Genomic DNA, 23,493 nt, shown 5'->3' on the forward strand with positions numbered 1-23,493 from the left:
CCGCCGCAAGCATCCGATCAGCCGGCCTTCTTGGCCCGCCCGGTGGCCTGCGCGCGCGCCGGCTTCTCGGCCTTCTTCGGTTCGGGCCGGGCTGCTTCCTTGGGCTCGCGCTTTCCGCTGCCCGAGATCGGCAGCAGCATCTCGCGCTGGCCCTCGATCCGCTTCTTCGGCTTCTTGCCCTTTGCCTTACCCTCGGCTTTCGCGACAGGTGAAGCCTGCTTCTCGTTGGCGAGGCTCTTCTTCAGCGCGTCCATCAAATTGATGACGTTGCCGCTCGCCTTCGCCGCCGGCTTTGTGATCTTGATGCCGTTGCGCTTCTGGTTGATCAGGTCGATCAGCGCCTGCTCGTAGCGATCCTCGAAGTCCTCCGGATCGAACTCGGCGGATTTCTGCTCGACGATATGCTTGGCGAGATCCAGCATGTCCTTGGTGATCTTCACGTCCTGGATGTCGTCGAAATAGTCCTTCTCGCTGCGCACCTCGTAGGGGTAGCGCAACAGCGTGCCCATCAGCCCGTTGTCGAGCGGCTCGAGCGCAATGATGTGCTCGCGGTTGGTCAGCACCACGCGGCCGATCGCGACCTTGTCGAGGCTGCGGATGGTTTCGCGGATCACCGCGAAAGCGTCATGGCCGACCTTGCCGTCGGGCACGAGATAATAGGGGCGGATCAGATAGCGGCTGTCGATATCGGACCGGGGGACGAATTCGTCGATCTCGATGGTGCGCGTTGAATCCAGCGCGATGTCGTCGAGCTCGTCCTTGGTGACCTCGATATAGGTGTCGGTGTCGACCTTGTAGCCCTTCATGATGTCCTCGGTGGACACCTCTTCACCGGTCTCCGCGTCGACCTTGGCGTATTTGATGCGGTGGCCGGTCTTGCGGTTGATCTGGTTGAAGGAAACCTTTTCGGTATCCGACGTCGCCGGGTACAGGGCAACCGGGCAGGTCACAAGCGAAAGGCGCAGGAAGCCTTTCCAGTTGGCGCGGGGGGCCATGGCAAACTCCGATTACGCAACCGACGGAACGAAGAAGGATAACACCGGGAACCCCGGTTTGAAACATTATGGGTCGCCAAATCTCGCAACGCCGTTAACCGTGGTTTCGGCCTGCGCCCGTTTGACGCGGTCGGCTGGCCACGCCCGCGGGCGGCTGTGAGTTCGGAACATCGTTCCGCATGATGCGTTGGCCTCTCGCATGGACGGCAATTGCCGGAAATTACAGGCACTTAAGCAGAGAGGTCGCGATGGCAACGGAACGACATGGTCAGATCGTCGAAACCCCGACCGAAGCGCGCCAGGCCGAGCCGGGCCCTTCGGTGCTTGCCCTTCTCGTAGCCTCGACGGGGCTCGCAGTCCTGATCCTCGGCGTCCTCTGGTTCGCGTTCTTCTGGGTGTAACGCCTGTCATTCGGCCTGCAATAGTGCCCCAGCCGCGGCCGAGACCCGCGACGAACGGCAGAGCCGGGCGCTACCACCAAACCCTGCCGCTGGTCTTTTCATCGTGTGCGGACGGGCAAAAGAGACGCCCTCGTTAGAAAGAAAGGCATGTGAACCAGATTACATCCTTTGCGCGAGTGACCTGCTAGGTTCGCGCCGTGGTGATGTGCTCGTTTGAGCGAAAGAGGGAGAGCGAAATGCGATCCATGGCCTTGGTTCTTGCGCTTCCGATTGTGCTCGGTTCCGTCGCCGCTGCTCTTGCGGGGACGGCAACGATGACGGGCGAGGCCTCCGCGCCCAAGACGATATCGGGGGTCACGTCCAGCTTGGTGTGCGATGATTATTCGATCGCCGCCTTCGACGTGCCGAGCTGCGCGGCGGGTGCGCTGTGCGCCAACCTCGGAAACAAGATCACATCGGCGGAGCTTTCTGGAAAACTATCGAGCGGCAAGTGCTCCTACACGCTCAGCGTTCCGGAAAATAAGAAGTTTCTCATTTCTTTCGAGGGATCCAAGCACACGCCCAAGTGTTCAGGAGCGTCGAGCGGCACGGTCCTTCTGTTCAACGTCACAAAAGGACCAAAAGGCCCGATCGATACGTCAGGCTTGCCGAGCGGCGTCGACCTCAGCGCGAACTACACGTTCGCCGCGCAATGCGTCGCGCCGCCGAAATGAATGAGCGGTTCGGTTCGGCTCTCGGACCTGCCAGTTCGACGTTGCGAACCTCCGAACAGGCGTGCTTCAAGCTCCCGAACCGGAGCCTCGAACGAGGCCCGCAGCCTGATCGTGCGGTGTTGAGGCGGCTCAGACGCGCCTGACATTGTAGAACAGCGGAAAACCCTTCAGCATTCCTGTCAGATTGGTTCGGTAGGCCGTCGGCTGGTAGAAGACGCCGAGCGGCAGATAGGGCAGCTCCTGGAAAGCCTGACGCTGCATTTGCCGGCAGATCTCCTGTCGCGAGGCCTCGTCCGGCGCGGCGAACCATTGGCTGCGCAAGTCTTCGAGACTCTGGCTTGATGGCCAACCGAACGTCGCCGTCTTGCCCGTACCTCGCAAATAAGTGTGAGCAGCGGGGTTCACGGCGCTGACGCCGGTCGAATAATTGCACCAGATGTTCCAGCCGCCCTTGTCGATCGGCTGCTGCGAGGCGACGCGCTGGAGCACCGTGGCCCAGTCGAGCGCCTGATAGTCGAGATTGATGCCGGCTCGCCTGAGCATGTCGCCGGCGACCTCGCTCATGGCGTTGAGTGCGGGAAAGTCCGTTGGAACCGGAAACACGATGCGTTCGCCGGCATATCCCGCCGCCTTCAGCGCAGCCTTCACCTTGTCGAAGTCCTTGGCGGCGGGAAGGGCGTCCATGCCGACATCGTTCGCCATCGGCGAGCCCGGAGTGAAGAAGCCGACGCCATCGCGCCAGTAGCGCCGGTCCTCTCCGGCGACCGCGACCATGTACTCGTCCTGACGCAGCGCGCCGAGCAACGCGCGCCGCATCTCCGGCCTGTCGAACGGCGGCAGCAGATGATTGAAGCGGATCATCGGGATCGCGCCGAAGCGGTCGAGCACCTCGACCTTGAGGTCCTTGTTGGCGGCGAACACCGGCAGCAGATCGGGGATCGGCTGCTCCCACCAGTCAACCTCGCCGGTCTGGAGCGCCGCTGCGGCCGTGGCGGCGTCCGGTATCGTCCGCCATTCGACGCGGTCGAAATAGGCGACCTTGGGGCCGGACATGAAGCTGGTCTCGCCGTTCGGCGTCGGACGGTAGCCGGCGAACTTCTCATAGGCGTTCAGCGATCCCGGCACCCGGTCCGCCGCGATGTAGCGATAAGGCCCGCTGCCGACCATTTCGGTGATGCGCTGCATCGGATCGGTCAGGGCGAGGCGCTCCGGCATGATGGCGCAGACATTGGTGCCGGGCTTTCCGAGCACGTCTGATAACAGCGGGAACGGCCGCTTCAGCCGGAAGTGCAGTTCGCTGTCGGAGTGGGCGGTCAGTTCGTCCACCGCAGCCATCAGCGACTGGCCATAGAGGTCGCGTACGCCCCAGCGCTTGATGCTGGCGACGACGTCGCGCGCGAGGACCTTCTGCCCGTCATGGAACTGGAGGCCGTCGCGCAGCGTGATCCGCCACAGCAGGCCGTCATTCTCGACGACATGCCCTTCGGCCATCTGCGGATGCGACCGAAGCTGTTCGTCGACCCCATAGAGCGTGTCGAAAATCAGCAGCGCGTGATGCCGGATCACGAGGCCCGTGGACTGGATCGGATCGAGCAGCGCGAGATCGGCTTGTGGCACGAACTTCAGCACGCGGCTTGCCTGCGCGGCCGCCAGGCGCGGCGCGGCAATGGCACCGGCCGCGAGGCCGGCGGCAGACGAGATCAACCTGCGACGCGTGATCATGCTGCACCCTTTTTGTTTTCGGTCGACAGCGATGGCCGGTGATGCCGCCAGGGACGAGCCTGCTCGAACGCGGCCGACGCCTGCAGGACGCCGAGGTCGTCGAAGCGGCGGCCGACGATCTGCAGGCCGACCGGCAGCCCGTTGTCGTTGAAGCCGCAGGGCGCGCTCGCGGCCGGGTTGCCGGAGAAATTAAACGGATAGGAAAACTGCGCCCACATCAGCCAATCCCAGGGATGCTGCGGCCACGATGGCGGCTGCAGCAGATGCGCGGGAAATGCCGCGGTGCTGACCGCAGGCGTCAGCAGCAGATCCCAGTCCTCGAAGAAGCGATGGATCGCCTCGCAATAGGCGAGCTTGCGGGCCCGCATCAGATGATACTGCTCGGCGCTGAAGCTCTGGCCCTCGCGCATCATCGCGACCAGGCCAGGATCCATCTTGTCATGCCAGTCGGGAAGGTAGGTGGCGGCGCGGGCGAGATAGCCCGCCGGCCAGAAGAAATGCGCCAGATCGCGGCCAAGCGGCCCCCAGTCCGGCGTCACCAGTTCGACGGTGGCACCGAGCTCCGCGAAGGCGTCGACGGCCTTGGCCACCAGGGCGGCCACGTCGACATCGACCCGGGCATGGCCGAGATCAGGACTGAACGCGATGCGCTTGCCTTTCAGGTCGCCGCCGAGAAGCCGGGAATAAGGCTGCGGCTGCGCCTCGCAGGAGGTGTGATCCCATGGATGGGGACCGGCCATCGCTTCCAGCATCAGCGCGCTGTCGGCGACCGTGCGCGTCAGTGTGCCCATATGGGTCGCGTAGTCGTTGTTGGGCACCGGCCAATAGGGGATGCGGCCGTAGGTCGGCTTCAAGCCGTAAACGCCGGAAAAATGGGCCGGCATGCGCACCGATCCGCCGCCATCGGAGCCGAGATGGAGGGGGCCGAAGCCGGCCGCGGCGCCGACCGCGGCGCCCGCCGAGGAGGCTCCGGCGTTGCAGCCACGCTTCCACGGATTATGGGTGATGCCGGTCAGCGGGCTCTGGCTGACGCCTTTCCAGCCGAACTCGGGCACCGCGGTCTTCCCCACGGTCATGCCGCCGGCGGCATGAAGACGGCTGATGCAGGGAGCATCGACGTCCGGAACCCAGTCGGCCGATGCGTAGGAGCCCTGCGCGGTGGTGAGCCCCGCCGTCGGGTGCATGTCCTTCAGTGTCACCGGGATGCCTTCGAGCAGGCGCGGCTCGCGTTTGCCGGAATAGGCCGCCTCGGCCTCCCGCGCCGCCTTGAGCGCCAGGTCCGGCGTCAGCATGGTCATCGCGTTGAGGGCTGGGTCGAACGCTTCGATGCGACGCAGCACGGCGTCGGCGACTTCATGTGGAGACAGTTGCCCGCCCGCATAGAGCGCCTTGAGTTCGACCGCGCTCAGAAATCCGATTTCCGCCGTGTCCATCGTCGTCCCTGCTTCAGATATTCGGCTACAGTCCGGCCTCGCCGATTTGACGCTTCAACCTTCCGGCCCAGCCGCTATAAGAAGCATATCCTGTGCCATCACGATTACAATACGGAGCGTAGCGTATGTCAATTGTCTCGCCGGCTCGACCGAAAGTGTCCGCGCCCCAGCCGGGCCGTGCCGGCCGGCCGCGCGATCCGGCGATGCAGCGGCAGATTCTCGAAGCTGCCAAAGCGCTGGTGGGAGAGAGTGGATGCGCTGCGCTCACCATTGAGGGCGTCGCGGCCAAAGCCGGCGTTTCCAAGCAGTCGGTCTACCGGCGCTGGTCATCGCGCGGCGACCTGCTGGTCGATCTTTACCTCGGTTCGGTCGCCGAGGAGCCGGAGGGTTGGCATGGCCTTGGCTTCAAGGCGGCTTTCACCGACTACGTCCAATGGAGCGTTCGGCGCCTGTTCGATCCGAAGCGGGCCACTATCCTGCGCGGGCTGGCGATGGAGGCGCAGGCCGATCCGGCAATCCGGCAGGTGCTGATGGCGAGGATCGTGGAGCCGAGGCTCGCAAGGGGGCGCGAATTGCTGCGTCGTGCCGCCAATGCCGGCGATATCAGGAAGGAACTCGACATCGAGACGGCTTTGGATTTCGTCTTCGGATCGGTCTGGTTCGGCCTCCTGATCACGGGATCGCCGATCAACCGCCGCTGGCAGGACAGGGTGTTGCGGGAGTTTTTCATTTTGGCCGCGCCTGTGGCTGCGACAGGTGTCCGCAGAAGCTAGCAGGGCGTGGAGTCACAAGTGCGAGATGTCTGCTTTTGGTGGTGAGGCAGACTTGCGCAAGCAACTCCGGGGTGTCGCCGTTTGACCCAGAGCAGACGCTAACAGGTCAGTGTTTCATGCGATCCAGATCGGGATGATCTTTATAGATATTGTCCCGAAGCATGGTGTCTACCCGAGCGATGATATCGCCTACCGAGGTCCTCAATCTCAGAAACTCATCTGTTGGAGAGGCTTCTTTAGCGAGCGTGAGCGCCAAGGACAACTCCTCAATGACCCGCTCGCTGTGCTGTTTAAATCTTGCGGCTGATTTCGCGTCCATAAGGCCATCTCATTTTCTCGCGGGAACGCTCTACTGAAGTCCAATCTGCTTTGCGAATTTGGCGGCGCTCACAATCTATCACCGCCACTGTATAATTAGCCGAGCGGCCGAGTAGCTGGCGAGGCCGGAGCCGAAAGCCCAAGCCGTTTGGCGTCATAGCCGGAGTTCAGGATGGACTGCCACCACGGCTTGTTGGCGAGATACCAGCGGACGGTCTTGTCGAGCCCGCTGTCGAAATTCTCCTGCGCGGTCCAGCCGAGTTCGCGTTCCAGTTTCGAGGCGTCGATCGCGTAGCGGCGGTCATGGCCGGGGCGATCGGCGACGAACGAGATCAGCCGGCTGCGGTCGCCCTGGCTTGACGGTTGCAGCCGGTCGAGCAGCCGGCACACGCTCTCGACGACTGCAAGATTGGTCCGCTCGTTGCGGCCGCCGACATTATAGGTCTCGCCGATCCGCCCGTGGCGGAGGATCGTGACCAGCGCACGCGCGTGGTCCTCGACATGGAGCCAGTCGCGAACCTGCCGGCCGTCGCCATAGACCGGAAGCGGTTCGTCGGATAGCGCCTTGATGATCATGTGCGGGATCAGCTTCTCCGGAAACTGATACGGCCCGTAATTGTTCGAGCAGTTCGAAACCAGGCAGGGCAATTCATAGGTTTCGCACCAGGCGCGAACCAGATGATCCGAGGCGGCCTTGCTGGCGGAATAGGGCGAGTTCGGCGCGTAGGGGCTCTGTTCGGTGAAAGCGCCGTCCGCGCCGAGTGAGCCGAACACCTCGTCGGTCGAGACGTGCAGCATGCGAAACGCCTTGCGCTCCGGCGGTGTCAGCGCGCGCCAGTGGCGCAGCGCTTCCTGCAGCAGCGTGAAGGTGCCGGTGATGTTGGTCCTGATGAACTCCTGCGGACCGTCGATCGAGCGGTCGACATGGCTCTCGGCGGCAAGATGGATCACGCCTTGCGGCCGATGCTTGGCGAACAGCTCGCGCAGCGCGTCGCCGTCGCAGATGTCGGTCCTGGCGAGCGCATAGCGGGCGGATTGTGCCGCGGCCCGCGGAATCGACTCCAGGCTCGACGCGTAGGTCAGCTTGTCGATGTTGACGATCGAGACATCACTGTTGCCAAGCAAATGCCGGATGACGGCGGACCCGATGAAGCCCGCTCCACCCGTCACGAAGATCGTCGATTGGTTCTGGCTCATGCTCGACATATCGGATGGCTAGCGCTGCGACTTCGCGACGCTGTGATAGACCGAGAGCAGATATTCGCCATAGCTGCTCCTCGCCGATCTCTGCGCCAGATGGTGGAACTGGTCGAGCGTGATGTTTCCCATCCGCAGCGCAACCTCTTCGATGCAGGCAATGCGCAAACCCTGCCGCTGCTCGAGGATCTGGACGAAGTGGCTGGCCTCGACCAGCGACGAATGCGTGCCGGTATCGAGCCATGCAAAGCCGCGATGGAGCATTTCGACGGCGAGCTCGCCGCGTTCGATATAGGCGCGATTGATGTCGGTGATCTCGAGCTCACCCCGCGCCGATGGCTTCACTGAGGCTGCGATGTCGAGAACCGAATTGTCATAGAAATAGAGGCCGGTCACCGCGATATTCGATTTCGGCTGCGCCGGCTTTTCCTCGATCGAGATCGGCCGTCCATTGCCGTCGAGTTCGACGACGCCGTAATTCTGCGGCGAGCCGACCGCGTAGCCGAAAATCGTCGCGCCCTTTGTCTTGCCGCCGGCCCGCTTCAGCTTGTCGCTCAGGCCGTGGCCATAGAAGATGTTGTCGCCAAGGATCAGCGCGACATTGTCGTTGCCGATGAAATCGCGGCCGACGATGAAGGCATCGGCGAGGCCGCGAGGCTGCTGCTGCACCGCGTAGGAGAATGTGAGGCCGAGTTCGCCGCCTTCGCCGAGCAACCGGCGAAACAAATGCTGATCCTCCGGCGTGGTGATGATCAGGATGTCCTTGATTCCCGCGAGCATCAGCGTCGACAGCGGATAGTAGATCATCGGCTTGTCGAACACCGGCAGCAACTGCTTGGAGACGACCGTCGTCACCGGATACAGCCGTGACCCGGTTCCACCGGCCAGAATGATCCCCTTCATCGTACCTCTCGCCCCGCAACAATTGAGGGTTGCCCCCAGCTAGCTCTAGCACGGATTTTACCTCGGGTACGGGCCCCGCTGGTTGGATTTCGGCGTCGGCGCATGAACTTGCGGGGCATTTGCGCTGGCTCGGCGAGGGCGCCGTCAGCCAGCGATACCGTCAGGCGACGATGATTGCGATTCTCATCGCGCGCACGCCAGGCATTCTCTTGCACCAAGCATTCCGAAGTGTGGACGGGTTCACATTTCCCCGAGATGGTCGCTGCTATGTTGCCGCGGCTTCTCCTCTTCGCTCCGGTAACCACGATCAGTTAGGTTAAATTGCAGATCTCATTGAGAGTGGAGTCCCCCGGCGATAGAACTGAGGTTGATTTTACGATCCCTGCTCGTATTCAGGATTGGGTCGGCCTGACCCAATTACGTCATGAGAGTATCGAATTTGATTGGTAGGAAGCCCGAATCGTTGCAGTCGAGCCTCGATATGTCTTATCGACCGGAAAAAATGTCTCTGTTGTTGCGCTTCAAGGAAAAGGGACTTTCCGGCGCCTTCGTCGCGCTGACGCTGCTGGCGATGGCAGGCTGGATCTATCTGCTTAGCTCGATGTTCGTGAGATTTTTCCTGTGGCTCTTTTCCTAGATTGTTCCGCATAACCGGCGCTGATTAGTTTTGCATCGTTCGGTTGCACAAAGTTTTCAATCGATGAACAATCTTTCGGCGCGCTGAATCATGATGTGGTCACAACTTCGGACTCTAAATTCGGTGAACACGATGCCGAATTGGAACGACTGCGATGGCTACTGCTCTCTTCATTCTCGCGGCGATGTTCGCCGCAGGATTCCTGTCTGGATATGCAATGCGCGCCTGGCGCTCCCAAAAGCGCCGCGCGCGCTATGTGATGCACGGTGCGTATCAATCGAAACCGAAGCGCCAGGCCAGCACGTTCGGCCATCCACGTCGCGCATTCTAGATTGGAGCGATCAGGATTGGAGTGATGCCAAAGAGGCAGTCATGGCCAGTGGCATGACGTTTGCTGTGCGAAGGAGTCGGACGTAGCTTTTTATTCTTCGGTGGAGTGACCGGCTTGAACGGTTTGCTGGCGGCTGTTCTGTTTGGCGCAGTTGTCCTGATCCTGGGCAGGTTGCGCAGCTATTATCTGGACGAGAACGACAGGATCCTGCGAGGGCAGCGCAGCGTCGATCACTAGCGTCGCCTTGAGGAGCTCGCCGCGTGATCGTGCGGGGTGTTCAAGTTTGGTTGTGTAAGTACCTGGAAGAGCAACATGGCGTGGATCATCTTGTTTCTGGTTTCCTTGTGTGCCGTAGGTACTCCGGCGTTCTTGTGGAGCTATCAGCGGCGTCTCGATACGCGGACCGGTCCGTGGATCGCACGAGCGCTGTCGCAAGATGAATGACCTGAGCAACAACCTGCCCCGCCGCTACGTCGTGGATGTCAACGGACGCCGTGTTCTGGTCGGTCTGACCCTCGAGGAGACCTCGGAATTCGAGCGGCTGGACGCCAGCTTGACGCTGCTTCATAGAGACGACGCGGGGGCTCCTGAGCCGGTAACCGGTCCGGAGCGACGATGGCGCGAGCTTTACGGTAAGCACGACGTGGCGTGGCTCAGATGGATGGCTGATCTTCGCACCAGCCGGGACACAAATTTACCGGTCTTTAACTAAGACGGGGTGATTTTGGAGCGCGCTGACCTGAATGAGCCTGAATCGGATTTGCCCATATGTTTCAGCTGTTTTTGCAGGCTCGTGCGCATAACCTCGTCAGGTCGCGGCTTGGCGTTGACGGCTTCAAGGCGCGCTCGGTAGAACGGGACGCCGAGACCGACCGGGCCAGGATCGGGTCGATCGTCGCCGCAATTGACGCTGCCCTGCAGGCGGCGGAAAGCGAGCAATCCGGCCTCAACCGACGGGTGGACGACGTTTTGGCCCGCGCAGCCGTGACATTCGGCAATGGGACCGACGAATATCTCGAACGCGAGGCGCTCGACAACCATCACCAGGACCTGTTCGACAAGGAGATTTCGAACGGACAGCGCCGTCTCAAGGAACTGGCAACCGAAATTTCCCACTTCAAGTTCATGAAAACTGCGGTATTAAGCCGGTTTCCCGATTTCAAGTCTTGAACCGGCTACGGCACCCGACTACCAAATTCGTGTCCCTGGTCCGCTCGATTAAAGCGCGGAGATCTGCCCGCCGGGTTTGACGCTTCTGCGGCGATCATCATTTGCGGCTTACATTGGTGAGTTTGAGGCGCGAGCAGAGGCATGGAGATACAGGGCAACCTACTGGTCACGGGCTGCGCCGGCTTCATCGGCTTCCATTTCGTCGAGCACCTGCTGCGGGCCGGGCAGGCGGTCGTCGGAATCGACAATCTCAATGACTATTACGATCCCACGCTCAAGCACGCGCGGCTCGATCGCCTCAAGCAGAGTCAGCATTTCACCTTTCTGAAGGTCGACATTGCCGACCGCGCGGAGATGAAGCAGCTATTCGAGCGCTTCCGCTTTGAAGTTGTGGTTCATCTCGCCGCGCAGGCCGGAGTTCGCTATTCGCTGCAGAACCCGCACGCCTACGCCAACTCCAACCTGGAAGGCTTTCTCAACGTGCTGGAAGGCTGCCGACATGCCTCGTGCCGGCACCTGTTGTTTGCCTCGTCGTCGTCGGTCTACGGCGCCAATACAAAATTGCCGTTCTCGGTCCACGACAACGTCGATCACCCGATCAGCCTCTATGCGGCAACCAAGAAGGCCAACGAGCTGCTGGCGCATTCCTATAGCCATCTCTATCGCCTGCCGACGACCGGAGTGCGCTTCTTCACCGTCTACGGGCCGTGGTATCGGCCGGACATGGCGCTCTATTTGTTCGCGGACGCCATCACCAAGGGACTGCCGATCAATCTGTTCAACAACGGCAACATGCGGCGAGACTTCACCTATGTCGATGATGTGGTCGAGGCGATGGCGAGACTGATCGGTCACGTGCCGCGCGGCAACCCGAACTGGTCGGGCGCGCAGCCCGATCCGGGTTCGAGCACGGCGCCCTGGCGGATCTACAATATCGGCAACAACAAGCCCGAAGAGCTAATGCATGTGGTGGCACTTCTGGAGCAAGGCTTCGGCCGCAAGGCTGACAAGCGATTGATGCCGATGCAGCCCGGCGATGTGCTGGAGACATTTGCTGACGTCACCGACCTTGCCCGCGATATCGGCTTCAGGCCGCAGACCAGGATCGAGGACGGCGTGGCGAAATTTGTCGCGTGGTATCGGGCGTATCACCGCGTCTAGACTGCGGCGGCGGAACTAGGGCGGTTCCTGATCATTCAACTTACTCGCGGATACCGACGGCAGGTACGCCTGCTCGCGCGCCCCTCCGGGAAGCAACGGTTGACCAGGCGGTGACTGCAGGAGCAAGGTCAAATCCGTGGTGGGACCAGCGACAATGAAAACTCGAGCCTTGGCGATAGGCGTGTTCCCGCTGCTTCTTGCGCTGGGGATTCAGGAGGCGATAGCGGGAGAATGCATATCCCGTCCAGAGCATTTCGAGCTCAGGTCGGACACCGTGCATTGGAGCTTCGAAGTCAGGGGCGGCCTGGAATGCTTACAGGGTCTTCGCGGCAGGACGATGCTGTTGGATGACGTAAGCCTGGTTGCCCCTCCCAGCGCGGGTGCCGTCACCATCTCTGGTCCGTCGTTTCGCTACAAGGCGCCTTCAGGGCCTGCCAATGATAGTTTCAAGATCTCGATAACGGGGCAGAATCGGAGACAGCACGGAACGTCAGTGATCGTCGTGGATGTTGCCGTCAGATAGGATTGCGGATTGCCTTCTAAGGGCAACGGCAGACGTTACTTTGGCAGCGCTTTCTGCCGCTCCCATGGCCGCTTGCCGTCGGCGTCGCGGTCCCAAGGTCGCGTCGCCGGGGCGCCTTTCTCATCCTCGACCGCCTTCGCGCGATCGGCCTGGACACGTTCGCGATCGGTTGGAGTCGTTGCGATAGGCGTCGCGCTGTGCTGTGCGAAAGCCGCGGACGTGGTGAGCAGCGCGACGATCAGGAATTTTGTCATATCCAGATGTAGCACGGCGCCCCCTCGCTTGTCCGAATTAGTTGCGACTGCCTTAAGGGGCAAACGGGTTGGCCATCGTGATCGCAATCAGGGAACCGCGTCGCGCGAACCAGGTCTTTGCGACCTGCAGCCGCGGTCGAATTATTTGCGAAACCGCGCGGCAGCCTTGGCGTCTCAACGGTCGCGTCGTGAACGTTTGGTATCGGGGTTATTCTTGCTATGATTTGGCATTGAACTCGGCGTGTATTGAGGAGCAAGTCAGGTGTCTGCCAGAAACACTCGAACGACGATCGGAATTGCATTTGTGCTGGCGTTGTCCCTGCCGGCGACGGCATCGGCCTTGACGGCCGAAGTGGCGCGCGCGTGCGAAGCGGCGGTGGCGAAAGCCTTTCCGCCACGGCAGGTCGGCAATCCGGCGGCAGGCAGCGCAAAGGGGAGTGCCAAGGATCAGCGCGAGTACTTCAACAAATGTGTTACGAACAACGGCAAGGTGGATGATGTCCCGCCGGATAGCAAATCGAGCAAATAGCTATCGTGGTGGCGGACAGGGCGAGTAGAATGCGCCGTTCGTCGCATTAATCCGCTCAACGCACTGATCGGGATCGGTGACGCTACCGGCTACGGTGAAGTCGTAGCCGATCCCTCTGACCACCACGATGTATCGGCCCGGCGTAAGCGCAAAGGTGTCCTGCTCCGGCTGCAGCAACAACATCTTGGGCTGGTCCTCGATCGGACCGACCTTGTAGGGGTGGGACATACTCCGGATCACCCAGGAGTCGCCTGCATTGGTCATCGCGGCTTTTCCTGTGGCGTCGATGCCCATTGCGCGGGATACCCTGGCTACGACGCGAACTTCGGTACCCCTTGCGTCGATGGAGCCGTCGGGCCTGAAGACAATGAATTTGACGTCCCCGCTGCTCACCGTGGCCGCGCTCGGCGTCGTGATGGCGGCTGAAATCGCAACGCGACGATCGGGAACCTTCCCAGGAACCGCCTTTAGCTCCTGGAGCTGGCCATCGCTCAAGGCATAGACGCCGAACGTGGTTGGTAGAGGCATCGATGGCTGGCTGGCTTGAGTTGACTCCTTTGAGGTATCCGGAAGCCGCTCTGCAGGCTCGCTCGCGGGAGGCAAAGCAGCGGGAGCCGGTTCAGGCTGCGCTACTGTCGCAGAACGCTGTGTTGGTGCGACCAATTGAGGTCCAACGCGCCAATAGGCGACGGCTGCGCCAACAATGGCCACAAACAGGAGGAGGACCGCCAGTCGAAGGATGGAATTGAAGGTGCCGCTTTTCTTTGGCCAGTCGGACCGCGGCGAGGGCGTAGCAATATGGCGTAGCTCCCCCTCGATCCTTTGAAGAAGGGTAGACGTACGGCCTGTGGTGGCCGGCGGCTCAGACGCGGTCGTTTGCGGGATGTCGGGCGGAGACGAAGCGTCGCGTTCGAAAGCTTCCTCGACCGCCTGGGTTGCGCGGTCCAGGGCCTGCAATATCGGGCGCGCTCGCCGAGCATCTTCGTGAGTGAACTGTTCCAATAGCTTGATCCGCGCGAGCTCGTAGACCATCTCCCGCATCTGTTTGGGGCTATCAGAGATGGAGCGGATCCGATCCGAGAGGACGCGAACGAAACCGGCTTCCATGGCCTCAGTCGTCGCGGCCGTATCGGCCGTATCGCCGGTTTCGCTCATCAGGCTGATCAAGTAGCCCGGAAAATGCCGCTTCGCTAGGAATTTGCATACAACAAGACTGACAATGACCAAGTCACCGGGGGCTCACGAGACAGCGAGATGCTTGCTTTTGCGGGAGAACCTGTAACAGTCCGTCGAAATTCTTCCTTGGTGTCTGATCATGCGCGGCCTTGTAGCAGCTCTCACGGTTTCGGCCTTCCTGGCGCAGCCAGCCTTCGCGCAGGGCATCAAGGACCCGCCGAACTATCCCCTCACAGCCTCGCAAAGCGCCAAAAAGTCGCAGACGTCGACAGCCGACCCGTCTCGGCCCACGACCGTCCAGAATGTCGCGACCGGCAAGCTGCCGCCCGGCGTGGCTGCGCAGGCGGTTTGGAAAGACGGCAAGTTGACCACCATCCAGCGGCGGTAAAGCCCGCGGAACGGCTATGGCCCTTTGGACGTTGTCGTGCGGGAGTTTTGCCATGAACCGCTTGGCTTTGACCGTCGCCGCACTGATGTTTCCTGCCGGAGCTTGGGCTCAGGGGGTCAATGATCCATCGACGCCGAACCGGAATGTGATCATCGTGAATCCATCCCAGCCCGCGGCTCCGAACGCGACGCCCAATATCCCAAGTCGAATCGAAGCCCGCCCAGTCATTCGCGGTCCTGCGCAGCCCTATTACGGCAACAGGACGCCTGGCGGCGGCTCGGGCCGCCGATAGTCCTCGGGGCGCTACTGGCTGCCCGGAACCATCCCGCCGCCTGGCGGAAAGTTGCTCGATTTGAGTGCCATCCCGCTTACCCGGAAGCGGACGTTACCGGTCAAATACAAATAGTCTGAGGTCGTGCTGCCGACAGTCCGCACCTCGACATAGGTAAGCGTGATCGAACCTGTCGTCGGGGTCACCTGTGTGACATCGACAAATCGAGCTCCAGGAAACAGCTTTTGGTCGAGGCCATAGAAGATTTTTTCCCGTTCGGACCAAAGGACGAAGTGGCCGCCGGCCTTCTGGTCGATGGCCTCGTATTGAGTGTGAATGATCTGAGGGTATTCGAGCGATCCAGCCAGAGCCGGCTGAACCAGGAACATCGCCGCCAAGCCCAGGAAAACGATATTGCTGCGAAACACAGCCTAAGCCTCATGAGTTGAAGGAGAAGCTTGCCCCTGAATTCGTTTTCTTGCAATCGGCTGCGGCGTAGACTTCGGGCTGCAGGCAGGTCTATCGGTCGATCCGAGGAGCCATGACGCGATATCCCGACAAGAGGCATCTGCCCTACCGGTTGAGCGGGATGCTGCGCGTTTTCCCGGCGGTTGCGTTGGCTGTCGGTCTTGGCCTTGCCGTTTCGCCGGCCGCGAGTGTCGCCCAAGTCCAACAGGACGAACCGGGGCCGACCGTCAGCGATTATCTCCCACCTGACCAGCCCGAGCCGTCGCGCGACGAATGGCGGCAGCGCATTGAAGAGGCAAAACGGCGTGCCAAGGACGTCGCGAGGGAACGCCGGGAGCACCCCGAATTCTATCTGCCGGTTCAGGAGGATCCGGACGTTGTCGCCAGCGAGCGCGTGCTCAAGGACGAAAGTCTGCAACGAGGCGACATCGTTGCGACCAAGAAGGGGATGTTTGTCTATCAAGGACGGCCGGACCAGCCGCGGAGCGAGCAGGACTTCGTGCCGATTGCTCCGAAGCCGCCCCACTGAAGGCCACGCACGACCGGTCAGTAACGCCGCAAGGCCGCGTTGAATTTGGGATTGATCGCCTGCGTCGCATCCAGAAGCAGTGATTTTCCCTCTGGCGTCGCCTGGACATAGGTTGCAATCAACGGCGCCTCGAAACGGGAGCCGCCGGCAAGCGTGCTGCGTATGTCGGATAGTGCCAGCAGTCTGATCTCCTCATCGGAGGCGGCCGCCGTCGACGTTACGGTTTGCAGTCGCGCTAGAGCCACCTCCAGCGGTACGGTGCCCGCCAAGTAGGACATCTTCAACACCGGTGCGACCTGAGCGCTTGATCCGGCCCTCAGCATGCCAAGCGTTAGCCACAGTGCGGGTCTGATCGGGGATACCTCAAGCGCCGCGATCGCGGCGTCCTGGGCCTCCTTGTTTTCCTCAGCGCGATGGGTCGCATCGGTGGCGGGCCCTTGAAGGACCTTTGCAGCCTTCATCGCTGCGGAGTTGGCAAGCAGGTCCCCGTCGACCGAGAGGCGCGCTGCAAACCCGGCCGTCGACCTGCTTCCCTCGACCGGTTGCGTCTGGCCCATGAAGAGTTCGCTTGGACGAAACGAGGGCCGCACGAGATCACCGTAAAAGCTCAGTCCGGTGTAGACCACGAGGGCTGTGGCGGTGCAGGCGCCGAGCATGCGAAGCAACGTCAGCTGGTGCATGGTCAGGGCTCGATGGGTATCCAAGTTCGACGGGCTTGGCCTGCAGCTCGACCCAAGCCAAGGGGCGCCCGCGCGGTCCTAAATCGCCATCAGACTATCACCCTGGATCGTCAACAGCGTCAAGTTGCCGGTCGCATAGGCGCCGGTATCGATATTGATCCGATTGGGACGGATATCGGGGGCGGAGACCGGCGTGTGGCCATGGACGATATATTTGCCGAAGCGCTCCTCCGAGTTGAGGAATTCGTCGCGGATCCAAAGCATGTCCTCGTCCCGCTGCCGGTCAAGTGGAACGCCCGGCTTCACGCCGGCATGGACGAAGAAGTAGTCGCCGCAGGCAAAGCTGGACGGCAATTGCTGCAGGAAGGCCAGATGTTCGGGCGGGATAGCGCGCTTCAGCCCTTCGATCAGCTCGATCTGTTCCTCCGCTGTGGGATTCATGGTCGGTGTGACCCCGTATGAGAGGAGTGTAAGGAGCCCGCCATAATGCCGCCATTCCTCCAGCCGGGCCGGGTCGTTCAGGACCTCGAGCAGGAAGACCTCATGATTGCCCTTCAGGCAAACGGTCTCGTGCGATCTTGATCGCTCGATCAGAATATCAATGACTGCGCGCGAGTTAGGCCCGCGGTCGACATAGTCGCCAAGGAAGACCTGGATCGCTCGTCCTGGCGCCGAGCAACGGAGGTCGGCATCGATCACGGTTAACAGCGATTGAAGAAGATCGGCTCGCCCGTGCACGTCCCCGATCGCATAGATGCGGACACCGTCGGGAAGGCGCGGTTTGGTTTTCTTACGAAAGCGTCCGGAAAGGCCCATATCGGCGATCAAATCCTGGCGAATCTGGATGCTGCCAGATCGTCGTCGCTCGTAACAGAACAAGCTGTGCAACGGTATGGCTAACTGTTTGCGAACGAGACCACTAGGCTTTGATTCAATGGCCCTTTGGCCGGTGAGCCGTATTTCAACGCGTGTTTCGTAGGTTTCTCCCAACAAGAACGGGGGAGCGCAAGATGCGCAAAGTTGCAAAATTCCTGGCGATTGCCGTCGCGGTATTGGGGATCGGTGTTCAGCAGAGCGCCAAAGCCGCATTCGTCGGTGCACCGATGGGCCTGCGTGGAGCCGTTCAATATATCAAGTTCGATCAGCCGACGCTGGCGCCGATGGCGTTCACGATGTTCTGTCTGAAGTACGAGAACGAGTGCAAGCCGCGCCGGATGGCCTTTCGGGGCAGTCGTCTGAAACTGACCGAGGAGCGGCTGGCGCAGCTTCAGGAGGTGAACCGGCAGGTCAACGAAGGGATCCGCCCGGAGCCCAACCTCGAAGGGTTGCGCGGCGAGAAGTGGCTGTTGCACCCGGCGAGCGGCGATTGCAATGATTACGCTGTGACAAAGCGTCACGATCTGATCGCAAAGGGCTGGCCATCCCGGTCAGTGCTGCTCAGCGAAGTCGTAACCACGTGGGGCGAGCATCACCTGGTCGTCGTGGTGCAGACCTTCTCAGGCGATCTCGTGCTGGACAATCTCACCGGGCATATCCTGCCCTGGTCGAAGAAGTCGTATCGCTGGGTCCGCATCCAGACCCCGAAAAACCCGAATTATTGGGCGTCGTTGGGCGATCGCGCCGTCTGACGCACTCCTGGTGTCGGCGCGGAGCGAGAAGGCGCGCGCCGAAGCATCATCTAAAACCGGGCGAGCCTGCCCGGTTCGCCAGCCGCTTCCGGTCTGGCTCAGCACGGGCGCGCGATTCTAGCGCGCAATGACGCTTCTTCGAATCGTCATCGCGCTCTATCATTTTGTTTGAGCATGATCTTTTCGGAAAACCGCTTCACACTTGTCCGGATCATGCTCTAGCGCGCCGCGACCCGCTTCCATCTGGCTTCGATGCGGGCCTTGATGAGCTTGATCCTGGCTTCATGCGCGGCCCAATAAGCGCGGCTCGCGGCGGCCGTTCCCTGACTGTATTTGGCGTACACGTCCCGCGGGTGCATCGGCGCCTGCGAAGTTACCTTTGCCATGGGTGGCGGGGGCGGAGGTGTTTCTATCGGCGCGACCGCCACCGCGGCCTCTGGCGCAGCGAACGGGGAGTTCATTGCGAGGAGGCGATTGCGAACGCGATTGCAGTAGATCTGCGAGCGCGGCGTCATGGTCTCCTCGCCGTGGCCGGCGCGGTATTTCATCAGCGCACGGCACAGGTCGCCACCGGACAGCCGCCATGCGCGACTGAGATAGAGCACTCCATAGTGGATATTGATATCCGGCTCGGCGAGTTCGGCGTTGCTGCCGCGGAAGCCGAGCATTGACGCGGTTTCTGGCCTTACTTGCATTAAGCCAATTTCGCCAGCGCGACCTACGACGGTCGGGTCATATCTGCTTTCCACAAACACGACGGCTTCGGCAATGTCCGTAGGCAGCTTGGTGCTTGCGGTCTCTCTCTCGATGATCCGACGGACCGCGGCGCGGGTCGCCGGACGGTCCGGGTCACCGACTGTTCCAACGGTCTCGGAGCTTGTCGAGGCCACGCTTTCCATGGCTGGCATTCCGTCGCCGGCGTGAAGAGGTGTAACCACCAACGAGAAGGCGATCGCAACGCTCGTGCGGGTCGCACCCCCTAGCCGACCCTTTGTTGAAACCGATGGCATCACAAGCTGATAGCCGATCGGGGTTAAGAATAGCTGGTTTTTGACCAGATCGCCTTCTCAAGGACAGCGAAGGGAGCCGCTTAGCGCTTCGTTTTTTTCTCCGCCCCCATACCCGGGCTCGTCCCGAAGTTCGGAGTGCCCGTTCCCTTGAAGGCGCCACCCATCGTGTCGGATTTTGAGCCGCTGGTGCGCGACGCCCCGCTTTGTGGTTGTCCGGATTGATTGTCCTTCGTGCCCTGGCTCCAGGAAGACGAACTGCAAGTGACCGCAATCGCCGCGACGACGATGACAAGTGCAAGCTTACCCATCATTTTCCTCATGTTCAAATATGGTCCTACCGGGAGGATTGGCTGACACTCTGGGATAGCCCTAGCCCCACGATCACCGAAAGGCAAAACACCGCTGCGGGCCGCAGCAGCCCGGGACCGGCGAACGCCTCAAGCAGCGCAAAACAGAGGCAGCCCGCCGACGCTGCCGGAAAGAACGAGTCCCGGCCTCGTTGCAGCGCGCCGAAGAACAAGCGCAGCAGCAGCGCGGCCGCAACGATAATCGCGGCGGCGAGCCCGATCCAGCCGGTATCGGCAAAAATGCCGACGGCCGCGGAGGGCGCCGTCAGGAGCGAGCCTGGATCACTCTGATAGATCCTGCCGACGGCCGCGAAACTGCCGGCCCCCGCGCCGAGCCACCTTGTATCGGCCAGCATGCGTTCGAGTGCAGCCGTTGTTTCGGTCGGCAGCTGCGGAGCGAGCCGCAACAGAGCCGCTCCGGAGCTCTTATCGAACACGAAAGCAAGCACGATGCCGACCCCGACCAGGACTGCGACCGATAGAGCGGTGGCAGCGACCGCCGACAGGTCGAGTCTGCGGATGACGAGGATGAGCAGAACCAGCACGACGCCGAATGCCGCGGCGACGGCGCTGTTGGTGCTGGAGAAGCCAAAGGTCGCTACTGCGCTGATCAGCGCGCCAACAATCCCACAGACGCCGATCGCAACCGAGCGGGAAAGGGCGTGGTGCGTCTCGGCCCTTTCAGCTGCAAGTTGTATCACCGCAAGATTGAGCACGAGGCCGAAGCCGCCAAAGCTTGTAGCGAGTTCTGGTGCCACGGCACTCACGAGCGCCGGTGACATCCGGTGCAGGTCCAAAGCCAAGGCGGACACCGCCGTGACGCCAGCCAAGACGAACAAGACAAGCTCGGCGCGGCTGCGATTGCGGGCCACCACGATCGTGACACCGGCTAACGAAATGCCTGCGAGGGATAAGAACAGCGCGTTGAGCGTCAATCCGAAATCGGCCGTGACATACCCGAACGACAGGCCGCCGAGGGCGTCATGGACGCTCGTCCAGATCGGGTGCGCCGCCCCAAGCCAGATCGGGATCAGTTGGATTGCGATCAACGCCGGAATGAGAAAGAGGGCCCAGCGCACCCAGGCCGATGCGCGCAGATAATGATCGTAATCGGTTTTGCTGGCCTCGAGTGTGGTGGCCAACAGGCTCAGCGCTGCGGCCATCATCCCAAGCTGCGCGCCAAATTTGGCGCCGGCAATGTCGAGAATGGAAGCAGAAACAATAGAAACGATGAGGGCAAAATAAGCGAGGGACAAACGGCGCGCTCGAAGCAGACTTCAGTCGATTGAACTTGGGACCAGCCACGCCACCATACAAGTCGTCCGCCTGTTTTCAAGCGCAGGACTGCCTTCGCCCACCCAGATCGCGTCACAAGGTGAGGATGCGGAAGCTCAGGGCGACAGGATCAGCGTGCGGTCTTGAAGGAACGTGAGAAGACGCGGGAGGCACGGGCCGCGGCCAGCCAAAAGCGGGCGGCCGATCCAAAGAGATAACCGGCCTGAAGAGCCAGAGCACAAAATACGACGTCCTTCAGTCCATCGAAGAATGTGAGATTGGCAATCAAGCCGATCGGGATCGCAACCAGCGCAATGGCAATGGTCAGGGGCAGGAGCACGAACACCTGAAACCGCTGCCCCACCACAGCCCCAACGAGAAATGCAAAAATCAAAAGCTCGGTCATCCAAAGCACTCCATGCTCTGGACTGTCGGTTCCCGGCCCTTAAAACGGCATTAAATTGAGGATCCAGATTTTATCCTTTGCGGCTAATTTTACTGGCTGCAGCTGGCGAGCAGCGAATTATAAGCGTCGCGCAGACCGTTCAAGGCAATCATCCCTTTGATTTCGCTGCCATTTTCTTTCACGCTGATCGCCAGCGACGGAACGGCCTGCCATTTCGCAGATGCGAAGGCCGAGACTTCATCGGGGAGAAGGACCGCGGCGCCGGCAGCCGCCATGCTGGCCCCGAACGTTTGAGTACCAGCACCGGCGGAGGCGATGGTCACCTGGGGACGGCTTCGCGGCGGGAACGGGCGAATGAGGGCAACAAGCACCTCGATCTTGCCTTGGGGCGCACAGCGGACAATCAAGCCGGCAAAGTCCGGGTCGGATTGCGCCGTGTCCGCGGTCTTCGTGATCGCGGCAAAGCTCTCGCCCTCTTTGGGGCCTTGGCTCCGGGTGAATTTCCAGCTGGAGGCGGGGGCGGCCACGGAAATAATGCAGGCCTGCTGCGATCGTGCCGGCTGGTCAGGGCAGCGACGGTCAAGAGATAGTTCAGCGTGGTGGGCTGACAGAAGCCCAAAGAGCGCTACAGCCAAAATCGGCACGGACTAGGTTCCTTGAGATCGCGGTGCAGCCTCTTACCAAGGACACGGGCGGTTTTGGAGAGGCTCTTTTAACGGTCAGGTTGCTCTTGGAAGCGGCAAAGAAAGTACACCATTTGGTCATAAATACTTGGTCCGGCTACGAAAGAGTCACTCGCACGCAACACTGGCCGACTGATTGGCCTGTTAACCATCTGGTTCCGGCCCGAACCCTTGCCGCACCGCCCAAGGGGCCGTACCAATTCAAGCCAATAGGGGAATCTTGGGCGCATTCATGCATTCTATTGCCAGGACTTTTGCGTTTCGGGTGGGTTTCTTGGCCATTGCTTTGGCTTTGGGAGCATGCTCGACCAATCCAGGCTCCGGACCCCTGACCGACGACGTGCTCTCGAAGCAGACGGCTAATGGGCCGCAGTATGAGCTCATTCCAATCAACGCGACGACCGTCAAAATCCTGCACAGCCATGAGCCCCAGGGGCTCGTGGGCGCGTTCACCGACAAGCGGCCGCCGGCGAGTATTGTATTCGGCATTGGCGACGTGGTCAGCGTCACGATCTTCGAAGCGGCCGCGGGCGGGTTGTTTATTCCGGCCGAAGCCGGCGTTCGTCCCGGCAACTACGTGACTATCCCCGACCAGACGGTCGACAATGACGGCTTCGTCACGGTGCCCTATGCCGGGCAGATCAAGGCCGATGGCAAGACTGCGGTCGATATCCAGCGCGCGATCGTCGAGAAGATCGCTAATCGCGCGATTGAGCCGCAGGCGATCGTTGCGATGTCGTCGCAGCGCACGCAGCTCATCAGCGTGCAAGGCGAAGTCAACGCGCCGGCGCGTTATCCGGCGAGTGCGGCGGGTGCGAAGGACAAGGTGCTTGACGCCATCACCCGCGCCGGCGGCATCAAGGGCCAGGGTTTCGAGACATGGGTCATGCTCGAGCGTGATGGCAAGCGGGCGACGGTGCCATTCGAAAACATGGTCATGGCGCCCGAGAACAACATCTACGTGCGGCCCAACGACAGCATCTATGTCTATCGCGAACAGCAGAAGTTCATGGCGTTCGGCGCGAGCGGCCAGAGCGGCGAGTTCAATTTCGATGCCTGGCGCATCAACTTGACCGAAGGCGTCGGCAAGGCGGGCGGTTTGCTTGATGGGCAGGCCGACCCGGCGGCCGTGTTCCTCTATCGCCGCGAGCCGCGCGATGTCGCAGCGCAGCTCGGCATCGACGTCAACAAGTACACATCCGATACCATCCCGGTCATCTTCAATGTGAACATGCGTGACCCCGGCGGCTTCTTCCTCGCCACCAAGGTCATGATGAAGAACCAGGACATCATCTACGTCTCGAACTCGCGCAACGTCGAAGTGTCCAAGTTCCTGACCTTCCTCCAGGTGATCATGGCGACTGGCAACGATGCGATTAACTTGGGTAACAACGCACTCATCTTCCGAAACAACATCAAGTTTAACTCCTCAGCGCCAGGTCAGTAACGCGAGGAGGCTGAGCTAACAAAAGTCAAATGGCACCGAGGCTTTGTCTCGGTGCCATTTTTGTTTATGAGGCTGTCTTCTGGTTTGCGGGGGACCTTATGCACCGTTGGCATCGATGGCTTTGC

Annotated in this window: 30 protein-coding genes; 14 read left to right on the forward strand and 16 right to left on the reverse strand. The window is 61.2% G+C overall.

Annotation, left to right across the window (positions count from 1 at the left end):
- Window positions 1–17: 17 nt before the first annotated feature.
- The gene (gene ku / locus UP09_RS07015; protein WP_044537343.1) at window positions 18–995 is read right to left on the reverse strand and encodes a non-homologous end joining protein Ku; all 978 of its coding nucleotides are present in this window, start codon (window positions 993–995) and stop codon (window positions 18–20) included.
- Between the two features lie 248 nt (window positions 996–1,243).
- On the opposite strand from ku, the gene UP09_RS38060 reads away from it, so the two are divergent.
- Window positions 1,244–1,396: a hypothetical protein gene (locus UP09_RS38060; protein WP_197082625.1), complete on the forward strand. Its 153-nt coding sequence runs from the start codon at window positions 1,244–1,246 to the stop codon at window positions 1,394–1,396.
- A 314-nt stretch (window positions 1,397–1,710) separates the two neighbouring features.
- Entirely contained in the window at window positions 1,711–2,109 is a 399-nt protein-coding gene (locus UP09_RS07020; RefSeq protein ID WP_156164484.1) for a hypothetical protein, read from the forward strand.
- Window positions 2,110–2,238: 129 nt separating this feature from the next.
- On the opposite strand, the gene UP09_RS07025 is transcribed toward UP09_RS07020, so the two are convergent.
- Window positions 2,239–3,831 carry an ABC transporter substrate-binding protein gene (locus UP09_RS07025; RefSeq protein WP_044537345.1) on the reverse strand — a complete coding sequence of 531 codons (1,593 nt, stop codon included), beginning with the start codon at window positions 3,829–3,831 and terminating at the stop codon, window positions 2,239–2,241.
- Entirely contained in the window at window positions 3,828–5,264 is a 1,437-nt protein-coding gene (locus UP09_RS07030) for an amidase family protein (RefSeq protein ID WP_044537346.1), read from the reverse strand. Before UP09_RS07030 ends, UP09_RS07025 begins: the two co-directional genes overlap by 4 nt.
- Before the next feature lie 125 nt (window positions 5,265–5,389).
- Here UP09_RS07030 and UP09_RS07035 point away from each other — a divergent pair, with 125 nt between their 5' ends.
- A complete protein-coding gene (locus tag UP09_RS07035; RefSeq protein ID WP_082070013.1) occupies window positions 5,390–6,037 on the forward strand; it encodes a TetR/AcrR family transcriptional regulator in 648 nt (215 codons plus the stop codon).
- Window positions 6,038–6,143: 106 nt separating this feature from the next.
- On the opposite strand, the gene UP09_RS07040 is transcribed toward UP09_RS07035, so the two are convergent.
- From UP09_RS07040 to rfbA, 3 genes are all read right to left on the reverse strand, one after another.
- Window positions 6,144–6,356: a hypothetical protein gene (locus UP09_RS07040; protein ID WP_044537347.1), complete on the reverse strand. Its 213-nt coding sequence runs from the start codon at window positions 6,354–6,356 to the stop codon at window positions 6,144–6,146.
- 95 nt (window positions 6,357–6,451) lie between these two features.
- On the reverse strand, window positions 6,452–7,552 hold the full coding sequence (rfbB, locus tag UP09_RS07045) for a dTDP-glucose 4,6-dehydratase (protein WP_044537423.1): 1,101 nt from the start codon (window positions 7,550–7,552) through the stop codon (window positions 6,452–6,454).
- A gap of 18 nt (window positions 7,553–7,570) precedes the next feature.
- Window positions 7,571–8,455, reverse strand: a complete 885-nt coding sequence (rfbA, locus tag UP09_RS07050; RefSeq protein WP_044537348.1) for a glucose-1-phosphate thymidylyltransferase RfbA — start codon at window positions 8,453–8,455, stop codon at window positions 7,571–7,573.
- Between the two features lie 502 nt (window positions 8,456–8,957).
- On the opposite strand from rfbA, the gene UP09_RS38720 reads away from it, so the two are divergent.
- From UP09_RS38720 to UP09_RS07065, 6 genes are all read left to right on the forward strand, one after another.
- A complete protein-coding gene (locus UP09_RS38720) occupies window positions 8,958–9,092 on the forward strand; it encodes a hypothetical protein (RefSeq protein ID WP_283805991.1) in 135 nt (44 codons plus the stop codon).
- A 154-nt stretch (window positions 9,093–9,246) separates the two neighbouring features.
- Window positions 9,247–9,423, forward strand: a complete 177-nt coding sequence (locus UP09_RS37465; protein ID WP_156164486.1) for a hypothetical protein — start codon at window positions 9,247–9,249, stop codon at window positions 9,421–9,423.
- A gap of 114 nt (window positions 9,424–9,537) precedes the next feature.
- Complete coding sequence (locus UP09_RS38725; RefSeq protein ID WP_283805992.1) at window positions 9,538–9,660, forward strand: hypothetical protein; 123 nt, start codon at window positions 9,538–9,540, stop codon at window positions 9,658–9,660.
- Between the two features lie 199 nt (window positions 9,661–9,859).
- On the forward strand, window positions 9,860–10,135 hold the full coding sequence (locus tag UP09_RS07055) for a hypothetical protein (RefSeq protein WP_044537349.1): 276 nt from the start codon (window positions 9,860–9,862) through the stop codon (window positions 10,133–10,135).
- A 56-nt stretch (window positions 10,136–10,191) separates the two neighbouring features.
- The gene (locus UP09_RS07060) at window positions 10,192–10,593 is read left to right on the forward strand and encodes a hypothetical protein (protein ID WP_044537350.1); all 402 of its coding nucleotides are present in this window, start codon (window positions 10,192–10,194) and stop codon (window positions 10,591–10,593) included.
- Between the two features lie 141 nt (window positions 10,594–10,734).
- A complete protein-coding gene (locus tag UP09_RS07065; protein ID WP_044537351.1) occupies window positions 10,735–11,754 on the forward strand; it encodes an NAD-dependent epimerase in 1,020 nt (339 codons plus the stop codon).
- Window positions 11,755–12,312: 558 nt separating this feature from the next.
- Here the strand turns inward: UP09_RS07065 and UP09_RS07075 are convergent.
- On the reverse strand, window positions 12,313–12,546 hold the full coding sequence (locus tag UP09_RS07075) for a hypothetical protein (RefSeq protein WP_245301769.1): 234 nt from the start codon (window positions 12,544–12,546) through the stop codon (window positions 12,313–12,315).
- Between the two features lie 247 nt (window positions 12,547–12,793).
- On the opposite strand from UP09_RS07075, the gene UP09_RS07080 reads away from it, so the two are divergent.
- On the forward strand, window positions 12,794–13,060 hold the full coding sequence (locus UP09_RS07080) for a hypothetical protein (RefSeq protein WP_245301771.1): 267 nt from the start codon (window positions 12,794–12,796) through the stop codon (window positions 13,058–13,060).
- Here the strand turns inward: UP09_RS07080 and UP09_RS07085 are convergent, their stop codons facing one another.
- On the reverse strand, window positions 13,061–14,287 hold the full coding sequence (locus tag UP09_RS07085; protein WP_245301773.1) for a hypothetical protein: 1,227 nt from the start codon (window positions 14,285–14,287) through the stop codon (window positions 13,061–13,063).
- 88 nt (window positions 14,288–14,375) lie between these two features.
- Between UP09_RS07085 and UP09_RS07090 the strand changes: the two genes are divergently transcribed.
- Window positions 14,376–14,624 (forward strand): hypothetical protein, encoded by a 249-nt coding sequence (locus UP09_RS07090; protein ID WP_044537353.1) that lies wholly within the window; start codon window positions 14,376–14,378, stop codon window positions 14,622–14,624.
- Between the two features lie 303 nt (window positions 14,625–14,927).
- On the opposite strand, the gene UP09_RS07095 is transcribed toward UP09_RS07090, so the two are convergent.
- Window positions 14,928–15,323 carry a hypothetical protein gene (locus UP09_RS07095; protein WP_245301775.1) on the reverse strand — a complete coding sequence of 132 codons (396 nt, stop codon included), beginning with the start codon at window positions 15,321–15,323 and terminating at the stop codon, window positions 14,928–14,930.
- A gap of 161 nt (window positions 15,324–15,484) precedes the next feature.
- Here UP09_RS07095 and UP09_RS07100 point away from each other — a divergent pair, with 161 nt between their 5' ends.
- On the forward strand, window positions 15,485–15,892 hold the full coding sequence (locus tag UP09_RS07100) for a hypothetical protein (RefSeq protein ID WP_044537428.1): 408 nt from the start codon (window positions 15,485–15,487) through the stop codon (window positions 15,890–15,892).
- 17 nt (window positions 15,893–15,909) lie between these two features.
- On the opposite strand, the gene UP09_RS07105 is transcribed toward UP09_RS07100, so the two are convergent.
- Entirely contained in the window at window positions 15,910–16,572 is a 663-nt protein-coding gene (locus UP09_RS07105) for a hypothetical protein (protein ID WP_044537354.1), read from the reverse strand.
- 78 nt (window positions 16,573–16,650) lie between these two features.
- Complete coding sequence (locus tag UP09_RS07110; protein ID WP_044537355.1) at window positions 16,651–17,388, reverse strand: metallophosphoesterase family protein; 738 nt, start codon at window positions 17,386–17,388, stop codon at window positions 16,651–16,653.
- A 194-nt stretch (window positions 17,389–17,582) separates the two neighbouring features.
- Between UP09_RS07110 and UP09_RS07115 the strand changes: the two genes are divergently transcribed.
- Window positions 17,583–18,200: a transglutaminase-like cysteine peptidase gene (locus tag UP09_RS07115; protein ID WP_044537356.1), complete on the forward strand. Its 618-nt coding sequence runs from the start codon at window positions 17,583–17,585 to the stop codon at window positions 18,198–18,200.
- Window positions 18,201–18,418: 218 nt separating this feature from the next.
- On the opposite strand, the gene UP09_RS07120 is transcribed toward UP09_RS07115, so the two are convergent.
- The 5 genes from UP09_RS07120 to UP09_RS07140 form a co-directional block, all read right to left on the reverse strand.
- Window positions 18,419–19,099, reverse strand: a complete 681-nt coding sequence (locus UP09_RS07120; protein WP_245301777.1) for a lytic transglycosylase domain-containing protein — start codon at window positions 19,097–19,099, stop codon at window positions 18,419–18,421.
- A 191-nt stretch (window positions 19,100–19,290) separates the two neighbouring features.
- Complete coding sequence (locus tag UP09_RS07125; protein WP_156164487.1) at window positions 19,291–19,518, reverse strand: hypothetical protein; 228 nt, start codon at window positions 19,516–19,518, stop codon at window positions 19,291–19,293.
- Window positions 19,519–19,544: 26 nt separating this feature from the next.
- The gene (locus UP09_RS07130; RefSeq protein ID WP_044537359.1) at window positions 19,545–20,813 is read right to left on the reverse strand and encodes a hypothetical protein; all 1,269 of its coding nucleotides are present in this window, start codon (window positions 20,811–20,813) and stop codon (window positions 19,545–19,547) included.
- Between the two features lie 149 nt (window positions 20,814–20,962).
- Window positions 20,963–21,238, reverse strand: a complete 276-nt coding sequence (locus UP09_RS07135) for a hypothetical protein (protein ID WP_044537360.1) — start codon at window positions 21,236–21,238, stop codon at window positions 20,963–20,965.
- A gap of 89 nt (window positions 21,239–21,327) precedes the next feature.
- Entirely contained in the window at window positions 21,328–21,882 is a 555-nt protein-coding gene (locus UP09_RS07140) for a hypothetical protein (RefSeq protein ID WP_245301779.1), read from the reverse strand.
- A 271-nt stretch (window positions 21,883–22,153) separates the two neighbouring features.
- Between UP09_RS07140 and UP09_RS07145 the strand changes: the two genes are divergently transcribed.
- Window positions 22,154–23,368, forward strand: coding sequence for a polysaccharide biosynthesis/export family protein (locus UP09_RS07145; protein ID WP_044537361.1), 1,215 nt, complete (start codon window positions 22,154–22,156; stop codon window positions 23,366–23,368).
- Window positions 23,369–23,493 lie beyond the last annotated feature (125 nt).

The organism is Bradyrhizobium sp. LTSP885 (assembly GCF_000938305.1).
Classification (GTDB): Bacteria; Pseudomonadota; Alphaproteobacteria; order Rhizobiales; family Xanthobacteraceae; genus Bradyrhizobium.

Excerpts from the sequence above, each read along its gene's own strand:
- UP09_RS07065 (WP_044537351.1), top strand. The coding sequence starts at position 10,735 with ATGGAGATACAGGGCAACCTACTGGTCACGGGCTGCGCCGGCTTCATC.
- UP09_RS07125 (WP_156164487.1), bottom strand. The coding sequence starts at position 19,518 with ATGGGTAAGCTTGCACTTGTCATCGTCGTCGCGGCGATTGCGGTCACT.
- UP09_RS07060 (WP_044537350.1), top strand. The coding sequence starts at position 10,192 with ATGTTTCAGCTGTTTTTGCAGGCTCGTGCGCATAACCTCGTCAGGTCG.
- UP09_RS07115 (WP_044537356.1), top strand. The coding sequence starts at position 17,583 with ATGCGCAAAGTTGCAAAATTCCTGGCGATTGCCGTCGCGGTATTGGGG.
- rfbA (WP_044537348.1), bottom strand. The coding sequence starts at position 8,455 with ATGAAGGGGATCATTCTGGCCGGTGGAACCGGGTCACGGCTGTATCCG.
- UP09_RS07025 (WP_044537345.1), bottom strand. The coding sequence starts at position 3,831 with ATGATCACGCGTCGCAGGTTGATCTCGTCTGCCGCCGGCCTCGCGGCC.
- UP09_RS07055 (WP_044537349.1), top strand. The coding sequence starts at position 9,860 with ATGAATGACCTGAGCAACAACCTGCCCCGCCGCTACGTCGTGGATGTC.
- UP09_RS07105 (WP_044537354.1), bottom strand. The coding sequence starts at position 16,572 with ATGCACCAGCTGACGTTGCTTCGCATGCTCGGCGCCTGCACCGCCACA.
- UP09_RS07135 (WP_044537360.1), bottom strand. The coding sequence starts at position 21,238 with ATGACCGAGCTTTTGATTTTTGCATTTCTCGTTGGGGCTGTGGTGGGG.
- UP09_RS38060 (WP_197082625.1), top strand. The coding sequence starts at position 1,244 with ATGGCAACGGAACGACATGGTCAGATCGTCGAAACCCCGACCGAAGCG.
- ku (WP_044537343.1), bottom strand. The coding sequence starts at position 995 with ATGGCCCCCCGCGCCAACTGGAAAGGCTTCCTGCGCCTTTCGCTTGTG.
- UP09_RS07030 (WP_044537346.1), bottom strand. The coding sequence starts at position 5,264 with ATGGACACGGCGGAAATCGGATTTCTGAGCGCGGTCGAACTCAAGGCG.
- UP09_RS07100 (WP_044537428.1), top strand. The coding sequence starts at position 15,485 with ATGCTGCGCGTTTTCCCGGCGGTTGCGTTGGCTGTCGGTCTTGGCCTT.
- UP09_RS07110 (WP_044537355.1), bottom strand. The coding sequence starts at position 17,388 with ATGGGCCTTTCCGGACGCTTTCGTAAGAAAACCAAACCGCGCCTTCCC.
- UP09_RS07035 (WP_082070013.1), top strand. The coding sequence starts at position 5,390 with ATGTCAATTGTCTCGCCGGCTCGACCGAAAGTGTCCGCGCCCCAGCCG.
- UP09_RS38720 (WP_283805991.1), top strand. The coding sequence starts at position 8,958 with ATGTCTCTGTTGTTGCGCTTCAAGGAAAAGGGACTTTCCGGCGCCTTC.
- UP09_RS07090 (WP_044537353.1), top strand. The coding sequence starts at position 14,376 with ATGCGCGGCCTTGTAGCAGCTCTCACGGTTTCGGCCTTCCTGGCGCAG.
- rfbB (WP_044537423.1), bottom strand. The coding sequence starts at position 7,552 with ATGAGCCAGAACCAATCGACGATCTTCGTGACGGGTGGAGCGGGCTTC.
- UP09_RS07020 (WP_156164484.1), top strand. The coding sequence starts at position 1,711 with ATGACGGGCGAGGCCTCCGCGCCCAAGACGATATCGGGGGTCACGTCC.
- UP09_RS37465 (WP_156164486.1), top strand. The coding sequence starts at position 9,247 with ATGGCTACTGCTCTCTTCATTCTCGCGGCGATGTTCGCCGCAGGATTC.
- UP09_RS07145 (WP_044537361.1), top strand. The coding sequence starts at position 22,154 with ATGCATTCTATTGCCAGGACTTTTGCGTTTCGGGTGGGTTTCTTGGCC.
- UP09_RS07040 (WP_044537347.1), bottom strand. The coding sequence starts at position 6,356 with ATGGACGCGAAATCAGCCGCAAGATTTAAACAGCACAGCGAGCGGGTC.
- UP09_RS07120 (WP_245301777.1), bottom strand. The coding sequence starts at position 19,099 with ATGGAAAGCGTGGCCTCGACAAGCTCCGAGACCGTTGGAACAGTCGGT.